Annotated in this window: 13 protein-coding genes and 3 tRNA genes; 11 read left to right on the top strand and 5 right to left on the bottom strand. The window is 57.3% G+C overall.

Annotated features, from left to right (window positions below; genetic code table 11):
* The first annotated feature begins 42 nt into the window (after window positions 1-42).
* From C7436_RS18380 to C7436_RS18400, 5 genes are all read left to right on the top strand, one after another.
* Window positions 43-1,281, top strand: coding sequence for an aspartate kinase (locus tag C7436_RS18380; RefSeq protein ID WP_011784482.1), 1,239 nt, complete (start codon window positions 43-45; stop codon window positions 1,279-1,281).
* Window positions 1,282-1,453: 172 nt separating this feature from the next.
* Window positions 1,454-1,651: a carbon storage regulator CsrA gene (gene csrA, locus C7436_RS18385; protein WP_011784483.1), complete on the top strand. Its 198-nt coding sequence runs from the start codon at window positions 1,454-1,456 to the stop codon at window positions 1,649-1,651.
* 126 nt (window positions 1,652-1,777) lie between these two features.
* A tRNA-Ser gene (locus C7436_RS18390) sits at window positions 1,778-1,867 on the top strand.
* A gap of 55 nt (window positions 1,868-1,922) precedes the next feature.
* A tRNA-Arg gene (locus tag C7436_RS18395) sits at window positions 1,923-1,999 on the top strand.
* A gap of 20 nt (window positions 2,000-2,019) precedes the next feature.
* A tRNA-Arg gene (locus tag C7436_RS18400) sits at window positions 2,020-2,096 on the top strand.
* A gap of 99 nt (window positions 2,097-2,195) precedes the next feature.
* Here the strand turns inward: C7436_RS18400 and C7436_RS18405 are convergent.
* Window positions 2,196-2,732 (bottom strand): DUF2058 domain-containing protein, encoded by a 537-nt coding sequence (locus C7436_RS18405; RefSeq protein ID WP_011784484.1) that lies wholly within the window; start codon window positions 2,730-2,732, stop codon window positions 2,196-2,198.
* Between the two features lie 104 nt (window positions 2,733-2,836).
* On the opposite strand from C7436_RS18405, the gene dbpA reads away from it, so the two are divergent.
* The 4 genes from dbpA (at window position 2,837) to C7436_RS18425 (ending at window position 7,865) form a co-directional block, all read left to right on the top strand.
* Entirely contained in the window at window positions 2,837-4,210 is a 1,374-nt protein-coding gene (gene dbpA / locus C7436_RS18410) for an ATP-dependent RNA helicase DbpA (protein WP_121208698.1), read from the top strand.
* Window positions 4,211-4,435: 225 nt separating this feature from the next.
* Entirely contained in the window at window positions 4,436-4,687 is a 252-nt protein-coding gene (locus tag C7436_RS18415) for an OadG family protein (RefSeq protein WP_011784486.1), read from the top strand.
* 42 nt (window positions 4,688-4,729) lie between these two features.
* Entirely contained in the window at window positions 4,730-6,517 is a 1,788-nt protein-coding gene (oadA, locus tag C7436_RS18420) for a sodium-extruding oxaloacetate decarboxylase subunit alpha (protein ID WP_023011360.1), read from the top strand.
* A gap of 13 nt (window positions 6,518-6,530) precedes the next feature.
* A complete protein-coding gene (locus C7436_RS18425) occupies window positions 6,531-7,865 on the top strand; it encodes a sodium ion-translocating decarboxylase subunit beta (protein ID WP_041654810.1) in 1,335 nt (444 codons plus the stop codon).
* Window positions 7,866-7,921: 56 nt separating this feature from the next.
* On the opposite strand, the gene C7436_RS18430 is transcribed toward C7436_RS18425, so the two are convergent.
* From C7436_RS18430 to imuA, 3 genes are read right to left on the bottom strand one after another with little or no spacing between them, the layout of a single operon-like run.
* Window positions 7,922-11,041, bottom strand: a complete 3,120-nt coding sequence (locus tag C7436_RS18430) for an error-prone DNA polymerase (RefSeq protein WP_121208699.1) — start codon at window positions 11,039-11,041, stop codon at window positions 7,922-7,924.
* Window positions 11,041-12,462 carry a Y-family DNA polymerase gene (locus C7436_RS18435; RefSeq protein WP_121208700.1) on the bottom strand — a complete coding sequence of 474 codons (1,422 nt, stop codon included), beginning with the start codon at window positions 12,460-12,462 and terminating at the stop codon, window positions 11,041-11,043. Before C7436_RS18435 ends, C7436_RS18430 begins: the two co-directional genes overlap by 1 nt.
* A 3-nt stretch (window positions 12,463-12,465) precedes the next feature.
* Window positions 12,466-13,158 carry a translesion DNA synthesis-associated protein ImuA gene (imuA, locus tag C7436_RS18440; protein WP_121208701.1) on the bottom strand — a complete coding sequence of 231 codons (693 nt, stop codon included), beginning with the start codon at window positions 13,156-13,158 and terminating at the stop codon, window positions 12,466-12,468.
* 127 nt (window positions 13,159-13,285) lie between these two features.
* Here imuA and C7436_RS18445 point away from each other — a divergent pair, with 127 nt between their 5' ends.
* On the top strand, window positions 13,286-13,624 hold the full coding sequence (locus tag C7436_RS18445) for a 4a-hydroxytetrahydrobiopterin dehydratase (RefSeq protein ID WP_014421872.1): 339 nt from the start codon (window positions 13,286-13,288) through the stop codon (window positions 13,622-13,624).
* Between the two features lie 32 nt (window positions 13,625-13,656).
* The gene (locus C7436_RS18450; protein ID WP_014421871.1) at window positions 13,657-13,932 is read left to right on the top strand and encodes a YrhK family protein; all 276 of its coding nucleotides are present in this window, start codon (window positions 13,657-13,659) and stop codon (window positions 13,930-13,932) included.
* On the opposite strand, the gene C7436_RS18455 is transcribed toward C7436_RS18450, so the two are convergent.
* On the bottom strand, window positions 13,929-14,576 hold the full coding sequence (locus C7436_RS18455) for a phage integrase N-terminal SAM-like domain-containing protein (RefSeq protein WP_121208702.1): 648 nt from the start codon (window positions 14,574-14,576) through the stop codon (window positions 13,929-13,931). The genes C7436_RS18450 and C7436_RS18455 overlap by 4 nt on opposite strands.
* Between the last annotated feature and the right edge of the window lie 214 nt (window positions 14,577-14,790).

Below are 14,790 nucleotides of genomic sequence, written 5' to 3' on the forward strand. Positions count from 1 at the left end.
GCCTAGCCCCGTTGTGACACCCCGTTTCGGAGTTTGGGAAACATGGCTCTGCTGGTTCAGAAATTTGGTGGTACGTCCGTCGGGACAACCGAGCGGATTGAAGCGGTAGCTGACAAGGTCTGTCGGTTCCGCAAAGAAGGGCACGATGTCGTGGTTGTGGTCTCGGCCATGAGCGGTGAAACCAACCGTTTGATTGCACTCGCCAACGATATTATGGATGAGCCTACCCCCCGTGAGATGGACGTTCTGGTTTCCACCGGCGAGCAGGTAACCATTGCCCTGTTGTCCATGGCGCTCCAGAAGCGGGGCTGCGATGCCCGGTCCTACACCGGTTCCCAGGTCAGGATTCTCACCGACAGCAGCCATACCAAGGCGCGTATCAAGCAGATTGATGAGCAGCGCATGCGGGAAGATCTGGATGCCGGTCGGGTGGTTGTGGTAGCCGGCTTCCAGGGCATTGATGACAACGGCAATATCACCACGCTCGGCCGTGGCGGTTCTGACACCACGGCGGTTGCCCTGGCGGCGGCGCTGAAAGCCGATGAATGCCAGATCTATACTGATGTAGATGGTGTTTACACAACTGACCCCCGGGTAGTGGACAGTGCCCGCCGGTTGGAGCGCATTACATTTGAAGAAATGCTCGAGATGGCTAGTCTGGGTTCTAAGGTACTCCAGATTCGCTCAGTTGAGTTTGCAGGTAAATACAACGTTCCATTAAGGGTGTTGTCCAGCTTTCAGGAAGGCGAGGGCACCCTGATTACTTTTGAGGATGAGAACGCCATGGAACAACCGGTTGTTTCCGGCATTGCTTTCAATCGTGACGAAGCCAAGCTGACGATCTCTGGTGTGCCCGATACACCGGGCAGCGCACTGCGGATTCTCAAGCCCGTCAGTGATGCTAATATCGAAGTAGATATGATTGTTCAGAACGTGGGCGAGGATAACAAGACTGCCTTTACGTTTACGGTGCATCGCAACGATTTCAAACGGGCCCAGGAAGTGTTGCGCGGTGTTACCGCTGAGCTGGGTGCCGGTGAAGTGGGTGGAGATACCAAGATCGCGAAGGTCAGCATCGTAGGCGTGGGTATGCGCTCCCATGCGGGCGTTGCAACCAAGATGTTTGAAGCGCTGTCCAATGAGGGCATCAATATTCAGATGATCTCCACGTCAGAAATCAAGATTTCGGTGGTGATTGATGAGAAGTATCTCGAGCTTGCCGTTCGCGCACTGCACAGTGCGTTCGAGCTGGATAAAGCCGGGGTGGAGGAGAGTGCCTGAGGCAGGAGGTCTCAAATGCTCTCTGATCAAGGTCATTGAAGATAGCTATCAGGATTCAGGTAAGTATAAGTATTTCTGCGTCTTTAGTGTCTGAAGTGATCTCATTATAAAAGCAATAAGTAAACAGTAGTGTTTGTCGGAACAGGTAGCTCTGGAATAGGGAGTAAGGGATATGTTGATTTTGACTCGCCGTGTTGGCGAAACCCTCATGATCGGCGACGAAATTACCGTCACCGTTCTGGGTGTAAAGGGGAATCAGGTACGCATCGGTGTGAACGCGCCAAAAGATGTGGCGGTTCACCGCGAAGAAATCTATCAGCGAATTCAATCTGAAAAAGGCTCCGAAGAGCCGGAATCGGGCAATCGTTGATCAGTTAAAAAGCCGTTCGAGGGTAACCCGGACGGCTTTTTTGATTGTGGGGAAAATCGGCCAGAAAAAAGTCGTGTCAACCCTATGAAAACAGAAAAATTATGGTAGTATACGCCCCGTTCTCAAGGAGAGGTGGGTGAGTGGCTGAAACCAGTTCCCTGCTAAGGAACCGTACGAGCAATCGTACCGAGGGTTCGAATCCCTCCCTCTCCGCCATTTTCTCCCCGGAGAGAAGTGAGAACAGTTGAGGTAGCACTCAACGTTGCGATGCGCGGCTGTAGCTCAGCTGGATAGAGTACCTGGCTACGAACCAGGCGGTCGGAGGTTCGAATCCTCCCAGCCGCGCCAACATCGCAAATCAGTTTCAAGCGGCTGTAGCTCAGCTGGATAGAGTACCTGGCTACGAACCAGGCGGTCGGAGGTTCGAATCCTCCCAGCCGCGCCATATTAAAGTCAAAGCGCCTCAGTTTGTGTACCCCACAGGCTGAGGCGTTTTGCTATACAAAATAAAAAACCCCGCCTTGTGCGGGGTTTTTTATTGTCTTTACCACATCAAATCGTCGGGGATTTCATACCCTGCATACGGGTCGTCTTCGCCTGCGTCATCCTGTTTACGATCATGCATTGAGATGATGGCGCTCTCATCGCGCTCCATAATCTTGCGGGCCACCCTGTCCGGGACGATCTCATAGTGGTCACCCAGCGCCACAATGGCCAGACGGCCTCGAGAGAGTTGGTCCACCATCTGTTCGTTCACCAGAATCTTCTTGATCTTCTTGCCGTCGACAAACTGGTAGGAGGTTTCGCCGCGGCTCCGGTCCAGGCGATTGGTTTCGATCAGCTGCCGAATCTGTGCCTGAATCGCCTTTTTCTCAGCCTCTTTCTTGCGCTCAAGGTTGAGCTGTCGATCCCGCTCGGCCTTTTCCTGGCGAGCCTTGCGGGCGCGCTCTTCGGCTTCGTTTACGGTCGTGGCGCCTTTGGGCTGTTGCTTTCTCTGTTTTCGTTTTTCATTTCGTACTTCCCGGGCTTTCTTTTCGTCGGCCAGCCCGGCCTTTAATAACTGTTCCTGCAGTGAGGCCATCAGCGACTCCGTGAATTCATGATAAACTGGTGCGATCAAACGTTAAGTATACGCCGTCAGCATTCTCTCAATAACCCATCACAACCCACCCCACGGATTTTTCTATGTCATCTTTTAAAGCGCTTGGTCTTTCCGCGGCCATGCAGGCCAACCTTGATCAATTGGGTTACCAGCAACCCACGCCGGTTCAGGCAGAGGCAGTTCCGCTTGCGTTGGCGGGCAAGGACGTGATTGCCATGGCGCAAACCGGCAGCGGCAAGACAGCAGCGTTCGGGATACCGATTATCGAGGCCATCGATCCGCGATGCTTCCGGGTTCAGAGTCTTGTTCTTTGTCCCACCCGGGAACTGGCGGATCAGGTGGCCAAAGCGTTGCGAGAGCTGGCACGGGCCAAAGATAACGTGAAGGTGCTGACGTTGTGTGGTGGTGTGCCTATCGGCCCCCAGATCGGGTCGCTCAGCCATGGCGCTCATATCGTCGTGGGTACCCCTGGCCGGGTAGATGACCACCTGCGCAAAGGTACGCTTTCGCTGGATGGCTTGAAAGTGCTGGTGCTGGACGAGGCGGACCGTATGCTGGATATGGGGTTCGAGGAGGTGGTCACCAGCATTGTCTCCCAAGCCCCCGGTAGCAGGCAGACGCTGCTGTTCTCCGCCACCTGGCCGCCGGCCATCAGAAAGCTGAGCGAGCAATTCCAGAGCAAGCCGGAAGACGTGCGAGTGGAATCAAAAGCGGCCACCATCACCATTGAAGAATCCTTTTACGAAATCCAGCCGGACCAGCGGGCGGCGGCCGTGGCAGCACTGCTTTCCCGTTTTCAGCCGGTGTCGTCTCTGGTGTTCTGTACCACCAAGCGGGACTGTGATGAGCTGTCGGATGAACTGGGTCGTCTCGGCTTTTCGGCGTTGTCGCTACACGGCGATCTGGACCAGCGTGAACGGGACAGCGCTCTGGTTCGATTTGCCAACCAGAGTTGTACGGTTCTGGTGGCTACCGATGTGGCGGCAAGGGGGCTCGACATCAAAGGGCTACCACTGGTCATCAATGCCGAGCCTGCGCGGGATCCCGAGGTACACACCCATCGGGTGGGCCGTACCGGCCGGGCAGGCGAGCAGGGGCATGCGGTTACTCTTTGCACTCCGCGCCAGGGCCACAAGATTACGCGCCTGGAAGCGGAGCGGGGCGAGCCGGTGTTGTGGGGCGATACGGAGGCGTTGCTGGCGGAGGCGTTGCGCCCGGTTACGCCGGCCATGAAAACGCTATGCCTGGCTGGCGGCCGCAAAGACAAGGTGCGCCCTGGCGACGTGATGGGAGCTCTCACCGGCGAGGCCGGTATTCCCGGCGCTGCCGTTGGAAAAATCGACCTGTTCGATTTTCAGTGCTTCGTGGCGGTTGAATCCCGATGGGCGGCCCAGGCGCTGGCGCGGCTGGAGAAAGGTAAGGTGAAAGGTCGGAAATTCCGGGTTAGATATGCATGATTAAAGCCTGATGAGGCTGTTGCAGCAGGTGTCATTTCAGGCCGGGACGCTCGGAAAGTCCCTATAGAAATGCGTGCTTCAGGTTGCTCCTGGTCATTGAAAACGGTAAATTACGCAGGATTTTGCCTCCCGAATTGTTCCGCCGGGCCATTAGACTTTAGTTTTAGTGGTGGCTTGTCGGGCGGTACGGGGAAATCAACAAACCAATACAGGTAGCTGTTCGATATGAATGAGCTGATGTCACAAGCCGTAGACTTGATGATTGCCGGCATGGGCTTCGTGTTCGTGTTCCTGATTATTCTGGTATTCGCGACCGGCCTGATGTCCAAAATCATCCTGCGGTTTGCGCCGCCAGAGCCGGCAACCCCGGCCAGAACGCCACGTGCCAAGCCGAAGGCGCCCACGTCGGTTGACCCTGACACCGCCGAGGCCATCAAGAAGGCGATTGCACAATACCGGTCACGCCACAAGAAGTGACCCCGGTACACGATTAGAACCTTTTAACAGAAGGCTGACACGATGACTGACACGAAAAAACCGCTGGGGATTACGGACGTAATTCTGCGTGACGCCCACCAATCCCTGCTCGCCACCCGCATGCGTCTGGACGACATGCTGCCAATCGCCGAGAAACTCGACAAAGTGGGTTTCTGGTCGCTGGAATCCTGGGGTGGGGCTACCTTTGATGCCTGTATCCGTTACCTGGGAGAAGACCCCTGGGAGCGCATCCGCGAACTTAAAAAAGCCATGCCCAATACTCGCCAGCAGATGCTTCTGCGCGGCCAGAACCTGTTGGGCTATCGTCACTATGCGGATGATGTGGTTGACCGTTTCTGTGAGCGTGCCGCCGAGAACGGCGTAGACGTTTTCCGTATTTTTGATGCCATGAACGATCCCCGCAACATGGATCGTGCGATCAAGGCCGTTCGCAAGACTGGCAAGCATGCCCAGGGTACGATTGCTTACACCACCAGCCCTGTGCACACCATCGATATGTGGGTAGATCTGGCGAAAGAAGTCGCCGACATGGGCGCAGACTCAATCGCAATCAAGGACATGGCTGGTATTCTCAAGCCGTATGTGGCCTATGATCTGGTCAGTCGCCTGAAGAAAGAGCTGGATATCCCCATCCACATGCAGTGCCACGCCACCACCGGCATGTCGACCGCCACCGCCATCAAGGCTGCGGAAGCCGGTATCGACAACGTGGACACTGCCATTTCGTCCATGAGCATGACCTACGGCCATTCGCCCACCGAGGCGGTTGTTGCCATTCTGGAAGGTACCGATCGCGACACTGGTCTTGATCTGAACCTGCTGGAAGAAATCGCGGCGTATTTCCGCCAGGTGCGCAAGAAGTATGCGAAGTTCGAGGGCAGCCTGCGCGGCACCGATTCCCGCATTCTGATTGCCCAGGTTCCGGGCGGTATGCTGACCAACATGGAAAACCAGCTGCGCGAGCAGAATGCAAGCGACAAGTTTGACCAGGTGCTGGAAGAAATTCCCAAGGTTCGTGAAGACCTGGGCTTCATTCCGCTGGTGACCCCGACCTCGCAGATTGTCGGCACCCAGGCGGTACTGAATGTTCTGACCGGCGAGCGTTACAAGTCCATCTCCAAGGAAACCTCCGCCATTCTGAAGGGTGAGTACGGCGCAGCGCCAGCCCCCATGAACAAAGAGCTGCAGGAGCGTGTTCTGGATGGCAAGGAAGTCATGACCTGTCGTCCTGCAGATGTGCTTGAACCGGAAATGGACAAGCTGACCGACGAGCTCAAGAAGCTGGCGGACGAGAAGGGCATCAAGCTGGCCGACAATCTTGAAGACGACGTGCTGACCTACGCGCTGTTCCCACAGATCGGCCTGAAGTTCCTGGAGAACCGCAACAACCCGGATGCGTTCGAGCCGGTCCCGACCGCAGAAGACGCCGCACCGGCCAAGAAAGCCGCGGGCCCGGAGACTTACACCGTGGACGTTAACGGCAAGAAGTTTGTGGTGGCGGTTTCTGAAGGTGGCGAGATTACCCAGATCCAGGGTGACGGTGGCACCGCGTCTGCTCCGGCCGCTTCCTCTGCACCTGCTCCGGCGGCAGGCGAAGGCGAGCCTCTGGTGGCGCCGCTGGGCGGTAACATCTTCAAGGTTCTGGTTTCCCCGGGTGACACCGTTGAGGAAGGTGACGTGCTGATTATCCTCGAAGCCATGAAGATGGAAACCGAGGTTCGCGCACCGAAAGCCGGTACTATCGGCGAAGTCTTCATCAAGGTCGGTGATGCCGTCTCCCCTGATGATGAAATGCTGACAATCGCATAAGGGCCAGCATTCCATGGATAAATTAATGACACTGTGGACAGGCAGTGGCCTGTTCAACATCGAGCTGGGCCAGGTGATCATGATCGCTATTGGCCTGTTGCTTCTCTATCTTGCGATCAACAAGAAGTTTGAGCCGTTGCTGCTGGTGCCCATCGGGTTTGGTGGCATTCTGGCGAATATTCCGGAGGCAGGGCTTGCCCTGACTGCGGCTGAAAACGCTATTCACTTTGCTTTGCAGGGTGGCAACTCCAAGGTTCTGGCTGCACTGGCGGCGCCGCTGGATGTGGCCTATCAGGTCGGACAGGCGATTACGCCTGAGCTGAAAGAAGCCTTCAAAGTAGCGGTGAAAGAAGCCAGTTATTCCGAAATGGCGATGGCCAACTCCATTGCGCAGGATTACGGCTACGGCAATGGCATGCTGTATAACTTCTACTCTGTGATTATCGGCAGTACCGTTGGTCCTCTGCTGATTTTCATGGGTGTAGGGGCGATGACCGATTTCGGCCCTTTGCTTGCTAACCCCAAAACCCTGCTTCTGGGTGCGGCTGCGCAGTTCGGTATTTTCGGTACCGTTATTGGCGCGGCGTTGCTGGACTGGACGGGGATACTGGAGTTCAATATCCTCGAGGCCGCTGCAATCGGCATCATTGGTGGCGCCGACGGCCCCACCTCCATCTACGTATCCAGCGTACTGGCCCCGCATCTTCTGGGTGCGATTGCCGTCTCTGCTTATGCGTACATGGCGCTGGTGCCGATGATCCAGCCGCCGATCATGAAGGCGCTGACCAGCGAGAAAGAGCGTGCCATCAAGATGTCGCAGCTGCGCCCGGTGAGCAAGAGAGAGAAGATTGTCTTCCCTCTGGTTGTTCTGATTGCCGTGGTTCTGTTCCTGCCCGATGCGGCTCCGCTGCTGGGTATGTTCTGCTTCGGTAACCTGATGCGTGAGTGTGGCGTGGTAGAGCGTCTGAGCGATACCGCACAGAACGCGCTGATCAACATCGTAACCATCTTCCTGGGTCTGTCTGTTGGCTCCAAGCTGATGGCCGACAAGTTCCTGGATGGCCAGACGCTGGGTATCCTGGGCCTGGGTATTGTGGCTTTCGGTGTAGGCACCGCTTCCGGTGTACTGATGGCGAAACTGATGAACAAGTTCACCAAGGAAGCGATCAACCCGTTGATTGGCTCCGCAGGTGTATCCGCGGTGCCGATGGCGGCGCGGGTCTCCAACAAGGTGGGCCTGGAAGCCAACCCGCAGAACTTCCTGCTGATGCACGCAATGGGTCCGAACGTGGCCGGTGTTATTGGCTCTGCGGTTGCAGCGGGGGTAATGATCAAGCTGCTCGGCTGATCCTTACCGACACTGCCCTGAAAACCCCGCCTTTGGCGGGGTTTTTTCGTTTGTGGTCAGTGGAAATCCCGGGAGCTGACCGGTAGCGAGTTGATCAGATGGCTCAAGTCAGACAGCTTGCCGGCCATGACATGAACGATATCCCCCTCTTTCTCGATAACTCCTTTTACGTGTAACAACCGGGCGGTGAGCAACGGTTTGCGTTGGCGGCGGGCGGTGTCTAGCCAGACGACGACGTTGACGTTGCCGGTTTCGTCTTCAAGGGTGACGAAGGTGACGCCGGAGGCGGTGCCGGGCCGTTGGCGCCCGGTGACCAGGCCGGCTACTTGTACGGGGATGCCGGGGCGGGTGGCTTTGAGTTGGTCGGCGGTGAGGCAATGGCGCAGGTGGCCTTGTTCGCGGAGCAGGGCAAGGGGATGTCTTTGTAGTGTTAAGCCCTGGCTGCTGTAGTCGGCCAGTACGTTTTGCCCTTCGGTGGGCTCCGGGAGCAGGTGGCAGGGTTCCGGTGTGTATTCGGTCATGGCTTCGTTAGCGAAGAGCTCGGCGGGTTCTTCGTGTTCGAGCAGTTGCCAGTAAGCCTGGTGGCGGTTGCTGGTGAAGCCGGGCATGGCGTTGGCGCCGGCGAGAAGTTCCATGTCACTCTGGTTGAGGCCAGCTCGGGTGCGCAGTTCGGCGGCGCTTTGGTAACCGTTTGCCGGGCGGTTCTGGTGGGCGCGCTCGGCGCCATTGCGAGACAGGCCTTGAATGATTCTAAGGCCAAGGCGCAGGTGCTGCTCCGGACCTTGCAGGGTGTGCTGCCACTGGCTGTGGTTGACGTCTGGTGGCAGCACGGTAACGTTGTGGCGCCGGGCATCCTGAACCAGCTGGCTGGGCGAGTAAAAGCCCATTGGCTGGCTGTTGAGCAAGGCGCAATAGAATGCTGCCGGGTGGTGGCGTTTGATCCAGGCGGAGACGTACACCAGCAAGGCAAAGCTGGCGGCATGGGATTCCGGAAATCCATAGCCACCAAAGCCGCAGATCTGTTTGTACAGGCGCTCGGCGAAGTCGGCATCGTGGCCCCGCTCCAGCATGCCCTGAATCAGTTTGTCGCGGAAAGGTGTCAGATCGCCATGGGATTTCCAGGCCGCCATGGCGCGGCGAAGTTTATCGGCCTCGCCCGCACTGAAACCGGCGGCAACCATGGCCAGTTTGATGACCTGTTCCTGGAAGATCGGCACCCCGAGGGTGCGCTCCAGCACCTGGCGTACGGCATCGTTGGGGTATTCCACCGCTTCCATGCCGTGTTTTCGGCGCAGGTAGGGGTGCACCATGTCGCCTTGTATGGGGCCCGGGCGAACGATGGCAACTTCGATCACAAGGTCGTACCAGGTTTCCGGTTTAAGCCGCGGGAGCATGTTGATCTGGGCGCGGGACTCCACCTGAAAGACACCGATACTGTCGCCTTTTTGCAGCATGGCGTAGGTGTCAGGGTCTTCCTGAGGGACATCCTGAATGGTAAACGTCGTGCCTTTCTCTTCACTGATCAGCGCCAGTGCTTTGCGAATGGCGGTGAGCATGCCCAGGGCCAGGACATCCACCTTCATCAGCCCCAGGCTTTCCAGGTCGTCCTTGTCCCACTGGATAACCGTGCGCCCTTCCATGGCGGCATTCTCAACAGGCACCAGTTCTGAAAGCGGGCCGGCGCTGATCACGAAACCGCCCACGTGCTGGGACAGGTGGCGTGGAAAGCCCAGCAAGGTGTTCACCAGCGTGAAGAACTGATCCGCGACGTTGGGGCTGCGGGTCAGGCCCTTGTCCAGAATCTGCTGGCGCCAGCCGGTGGTCTTGTCACGCCAGTCGATGCCATCCAGCAGCTTCTCCACCAGTGTGGCATCAAAGCCCAGCGCCTTGCCCACATCCCGAATGGCGCTGCGGGGGCGATAACGAATCACGGTGGCGGCCAGGGCGGCCCGCTCCCGGCCGTAGCGCTGGTAAATGTACTGAATAACCTCTTCACGCCGTTCGTGCTCGAAATCCACATCGATGTCGGGGGGCTCATCCCGGTCTTTGGAGATGAACCGTTCAAACAGCAGTTCCACATTGGCCGGGTTCACCTCGGTGATGCCCAGGCAGTAACAGACTGCGGAATTGGCTGCGGATCCCCGGCCCTGGCAAAGAATGCCCTGGCGCCGGGCAAAGTCGACGATGTCGTGGATGGTGAGAAAATAGTGTTCGTAGCGCAGTTCGGCAATCAGCTCCAGCTCTTTGCGAATCAGTGCCTGCACCTTCATGGGTGTGCCCGATGGGTAACGCTGCCGTTCACCCTCCCGGGTGAGTCGCGCCAGAAACGATGTGGGTGTTTCGTGTTCCGGCACTAAATCGGGAGGGTATTCATAACGCAGGCTGCCAGGCTCAAAGCTGCAGGCTTCGGCGATTGCCACGGTCTCCCGAACCCAGGGCTCGGGGAATAGTCGCCGGATAACCGGTATCGGGCGCAAATAACGCTCGGCATTCTGAAACAGGCAGTGTCCGGCCTGTTCCAGCGTGGTGTGGTGGCGCAGAGCTGTCAGCACGTCCTGTAATGGCTGGCGTTCGCGGCGATGCATATGCACCTGGCCGGTTGCCACCACTGCGCAGCGCATTTGCTCAGCTAACCACCGTACGCGGACCAGTTGCTGTTCCTCGCCGGCTTCCAGTGTACGGGTCGCTGCAAGGCGTAGCCTGTGCTCGAAAATCCGTTGCAGCCATTCGCCGGTGATCAATGCCTGGTGCGCGTTGGTTTGTGATACCAGCGGTGGCAGCCACAGGCAGAGGCAGTGGTCCAGCGAATGGGTTTCGATGTCCCGGGTAAATAACCGGTATTGCCCTTTCTCAGCGCGTCGCCGCCCGGTGGTGATCAATTGGCAAAGCTGACCGTAGCCCTCGCGGGTTCGAGCCAGCAGTATGAACCGGGGTGGGGCAGTGGCGCCCTCGGGAGTATCGCTCAGTTCGAACCAGCTCCCGGTAATCAGCTTTACCGGGCTGTCTTTAAGGGCTGCCCAGGCTCTGGGGATGCCTGCCACCGAACAGGCATCGGTGATGGCAATTGCCCGATAGCCAAGCTCCGCGGCTTGCTCAGCCAGTTCATGGGGATGGGAGGCGCCGGTCAGGAAGGTGAAGTTGCTGAAGCAGAACAGCTCGGCGTAATCAGAATCCATCAGCCAAACCACCCGTGTATGTACCAGCCATCGCGAATATCCCGGAACACCCACGCCAACTGGCCGCTGGACAACTGGGCAATATAGTAGTCACGGTGCACCCGCTGGCCGTCCCACCAGCCAGCACTGATGCGTTCCGGCCCCGAGAACCATCTGGCCGGAGGTTCTGCCAGTGGGTGCGGCGTGGATAACAGCCATAAAGGGCGCGCAGGCAGGCCAGAGACCTCTGGTGTTTCGCTGTGCCTGCTGGCCGGTTTTATGGCGGAGGCTGTCCAGGCAAACTCCGGGCGGTGGTCTGCCCGCGGTGCAAGCTGTTGCAATGCCTCAGTACCAAGGCGGGCCTGTAAACGACTGGCCAGCGTATGCCAGGCTTCATTCAGGTCCTGACCATCGCCCAGGAGGTCCTGGCCAACCGGGGCTTCCCGGCCCAGAAACCGCTTTACCGACAGGGACAGGCTGATCACCGGTGCCCGCAGCGGGTGCTGATCCAGTTTCAGGCGCAGCAGTTTCAGAAAACTCTCTGCCCGATGCTCCGGGCCAGTCGTTCGCAACGTTAACCGGGTGGCTTCTTCGTGCCGGTGTTGGAGTAAAAGATGCAGGGTATCGGTGTCCTGTTGGCGCCAGCACAGGTCTTCTTCCAGCTCGGTCAGAATCCGCTGCAGCGCGAACAAAAGCCCCTGGGCATGCTCCACTTCCTGAATAAAATCGGCCCGCTGGCGAAATCGGTGCGGGGGGTGCCAGGGCGATTTGGGGTCTGGCCTGGTGCCCTGGGCTTTTTGTATACGTGCCAGCAGCTCCGGGGATAGCCTTTGTGCCAGTTCCCGGGCTGGCAGATTGAAGACTTCAGCCAGCGTATTCAGCCCCAGACGATGCAGGCGGGTACAGGATTTTTCATCAAAACCCGCAGCCACCAGAGGCAGTTTGCCCAGGGCCGTCAGAATGTGGCCTTTGTCTGCGGTGCACTCGCCTTTGCCTGCTTGCGCAAGGAGCTGAGCCGCCAGTGGCGTATGCCCAAGAGCCAGCCAGGCAGTGAGTTGCCGCTCTGCCAGAGCCTGCTCGACCGTTTGCCAAACGGCGGGAAGCCCGCCATATAGTCGCTGGAGGCTGCTGACTTCAGCCCACAGACCGTGCGGCGGCGACAGGGTAATGTGGGCCGCGTAACGGTATAGCCAGCGGGCCTGCTCTTCCAGCAGATTGGCTTCCTGTTGAGAATCGAGATGCAGAATCACCAGGTCTGGTGCCAGGCCCAGTGCGGTCTTGAGGCGCATGCCCGGCCGAATACCCAGGTGATCGGCTTCTGGGCAAACCTGCAGAATAGCCTGCCCGGCAAGATCGACCACTGCAAGTGCGCCCTGAGTTTGCTGACTGCGGCGAACATGGTCCAGCAGCAGGTGAGGGAAGTGCAGATACAGCCACAACATGAATCAGGTGGCTCCATCCTGTGACCATGGCCCCTGAATCACACCAGTGGGGTCGCTGGCCTGAATGCCCGCGCGATGCCCAAGGGCAAGAGTGCAGCGCTGTCCTGGCCAGCTACCACGGCGTTTCAGAATGTTGATCTTGAGATCCTGGTGTTCTCCGGGAATCAGCTCCAGCCGAAGTGCGGCCGGTGAATGCTGCTCTGCCTGCCGACGTTCCCGAAACAGAATGCAGACATTGTTACCCGCTTCGGAAGCCAGTTGCAGCCGGCGGATATCCCGGGTGGCCAACTTCCCCGGCCAGGCCATCACCAGGCCTGTGACAGGGGAGCGCAGGCAGTTTTCCAGTGTCCACAGAAAGTCAGCGGGATCGTGAGTTTGAACCAGCACCAGTTGATCGGTGTTTACGCCAGCCCTGGCCAGCGCCGGGGCATAAGGTGTGTGGGGCGGGTTCAGCCAGAAAATGGTCTTTCCCTGCCTGGCGACCTTCTGCATAAGCGGAAGTACCAGGTGCAGCTCGCCAATGCCACAGCTGTCCAGCAGGCATTCACTCAAGGCACCCTTGGGCCAGCCGAGCCCACCAAGTTGGTTATCCAGAACCTGATACCCCGTGTGCTCCGCCGGAGAGGCGTGTTTCTGGGGCTTATGACCCTGCCAGATACGGGCGTCCTGAAGCAGGTGGTTGAGTGATTTGCTCATGCTTATTTCTCGAGTACTGTTTATATATACAGTATTCGGAAAAAGGGTCGATTTCAACTGCCGGGTTGATAAACGACGGGTGGGCACCCACGATGTGGTTGAAGCCACAAATATAGTGGAGGACGCTATGTCGAATCTTGGCCAGCAAAGCTGCAGCGCCTGCAGTGCCGATGCACCCCAGGTCACGGATGCTGAAAAGCAGACCCTGTTGAAAGACGTGCCTGAATGGCAGTTGATCGTTCAGGATGGGGAAGAGCAGTTACAGCGGGTGTTTACCTTCAAAAACTTTGTCCAGGCCCAGGCCTTTACCAACAAAGTGGCGGACCTGGCGGAAGAAGAAGGCCACCACCCCGCGATACTGTTGGAATGGGGGAAAGCCACCGTACGCTGGTGGACCCATAAAATCGGAGGCCTGCACAAAAACGATTTCATCATGGCCGCCAGAACCGACGAACTTTACCCATAATCGCTTCAAACAGACCGGAAACAGGAAGTGCCATGGACGAACAATCAATGGACAACCCGCTTACCCTGAAACTTGGCCACGAAGAGCTGATCATCCGGCGCCGCTACGAGATGATCAGCATCATCAATGATTTCTTCATCGCCATCTGGTTTCTGGTGGGGAGCATACTCTTCCTGTTTCCGAAGCATGAGACCGCCGCAATCTGGCTGTTTATTATCGGCAGCTTCCAGTTCCTGGTAAGGCCCACCATCCGCCTGATCAGCCACATTCATATCCGCCGAATACCAGCGAGTAACTGGGAATCCTAAACGGCCTGGTCAATCGGGCTGCGGACTCCAAAGCCGCCTTTCTGCACAACGTGGGTGTAGATCTCCGTTGTGCGCACGTCTGAGTGCCCGAGTAATTTCTGAATGGTTCGCAAATCGTAGCCCGATTCCATAAATCTGCCTCTCCCTTCGCGAACGATTAACTGCTGCATGCCGAAATCGACGTCTTTGACACGTAAGCGAAGAGCTTCGTTAATCCTCAGGCCGGCACCGTAGATCAGCATGGCCACCAGCTTGAATTCTCCCTTTAGGTTATCAATTACCCGCCTGGCCTCGTCCGGGCTGAACACAACCGGAATCCTCTTGGGCTTTTTTGCCGCTTCATACTCCAGGTTTTCCAATGGTGTGCCCAGAAACTCCCGATAAAGAAATATCAAAGCATTCAAAGCGACACGCTGAGTAGCCACGCTGACATTCGCCTGCAGAACCAGATGGGAAAGAAAAGCTTCAACCTCCGCTGTACCCATAGACTCCGGGTGTTTTCGACCATGGAAGCGGATAAAGCGCTTGATCCAGAACACATAGGTTTTCTCGGTTTTGTAAGCGAGACCGCGAAGTCGGATAAAATTTCTGAGCCGATCCAGAAAGCGTGTGGATTGCGGAGAAATCGGGCAGCGGATGTCCATATCCTGGCTCCTTAATGATTATGTATAAATATACAGTATTTAATTTTCCGGAATTGTCAATCAAGTATCCAGAAGCGGAGTTATACGAACGCGTTCGCAAAACTCCGGGAAACCAGGGCGAAATGTTGCTAACCTTCTGATAAGTTTGAAAAGGAATATCGGGGCGTGCGGAGTTATACGCCCCCAATCTGGAGCAGGGGTGGCTCGAACACGG

Source organism: Marinobacter nauticus, from assembly GCF_003634635.1.
In the GTDB taxonomy this organism is placed as follows: Bacteria; Pseudomonadota; Gammaproteobacteria; order Pseudomonadales; family Oleiphilaceae; genus Marinobacter; species Marinobacter nauticus.

Excerpts from the sequence above, each read along its gene's own strand:
- C7436_RS18380 (WP_011784482.1), top strand. The coding sequence starts at position 43 with ATGGCTCTGCTGGTTCAGAAATTTGGTGGTACGTCCGTCGGGACAACC.
- csrA (WP_011784483.1), top strand. The coding sequence starts at position 1,454 with ATGTTGATTTTGACTCGCCGTGTTGGCGAAACCCTCATGATCGGCGAC.
- C7436_RS18405 (WP_011784484.1), bottom strand. The coding sequence starts at position 2,732 with ATGGCCTCACTGCAGGAACAGTTATTAAAGGCCGGGCTGGCCGACGAA.
- dbpA (WP_121208698.1), top strand. The coding sequence starts at position 2,837 with ATGTCATCTTTTAAAGCGCTTGGTCTTTCCGCGGCCATGCAGGCCAAC.
- C7436_RS18415 (WP_011784486.1), top strand. The coding sequence starts at position 4,436 with ATGAATGAGCTGATGTCACAAGCCGTAGACTTGATGATTGCCGGCATG.
- oadA (WP_023011360.1), top strand. The coding sequence starts at position 4,730 with ATGACTGACACGAAAAAACCGCTGGGGATTACGGACGTAATTCTGCGT.
- C7436_RS18425 (WP_041654810.1), top strand. The coding sequence starts at position 6,531 with ATGGATAAATTAATGACACTGTGGACAGGCAGTGGCCTGTTCAACATC.
- C7436_RS18430 (WP_121208699.1), bottom strand. The coding sequence starts at position 11,041 with ATGGATTCTGATTACGCCGAGCTGTTCTGCTTCAGCAACTTCACCTTC.
- C7436_RS18435 (WP_121208700.1), bottom strand. The coding sequence starts at position 12,462 with ATGTTGTGGCTGTATCTGCACTTCCCTCACCTGCTGCTGGACCATGTT.
- imuA (WP_121208701.1), bottom strand. The coding sequence starts at position 13,158 with ATGAGCAAATCACTCAACCACCTGCTTCAGGACGCCCGTATCTGGCAG.
- C7436_RS18445 (WP_014421872.1), top strand. The coding sequence starts at position 13,286 with ATGTCGAATCTTGGCCAGCAAAGCTGCAGCGCCTGCAGTGCCGATGCA.
- C7436_RS18450 (WP_014421871.1), top strand. The coding sequence starts at position 13,657 with ATGGACGAACAATCAATGGACAACCCGCTTACCCTGAAACTTGGCCAC.
- C7436_RS18455 (WP_121208702.1), bottom strand. The coding sequence starts at position 14,576 with ATGGACATCCGCTGCCCGATTTCTCCGCAATCCACACGCTTTCTGGAT.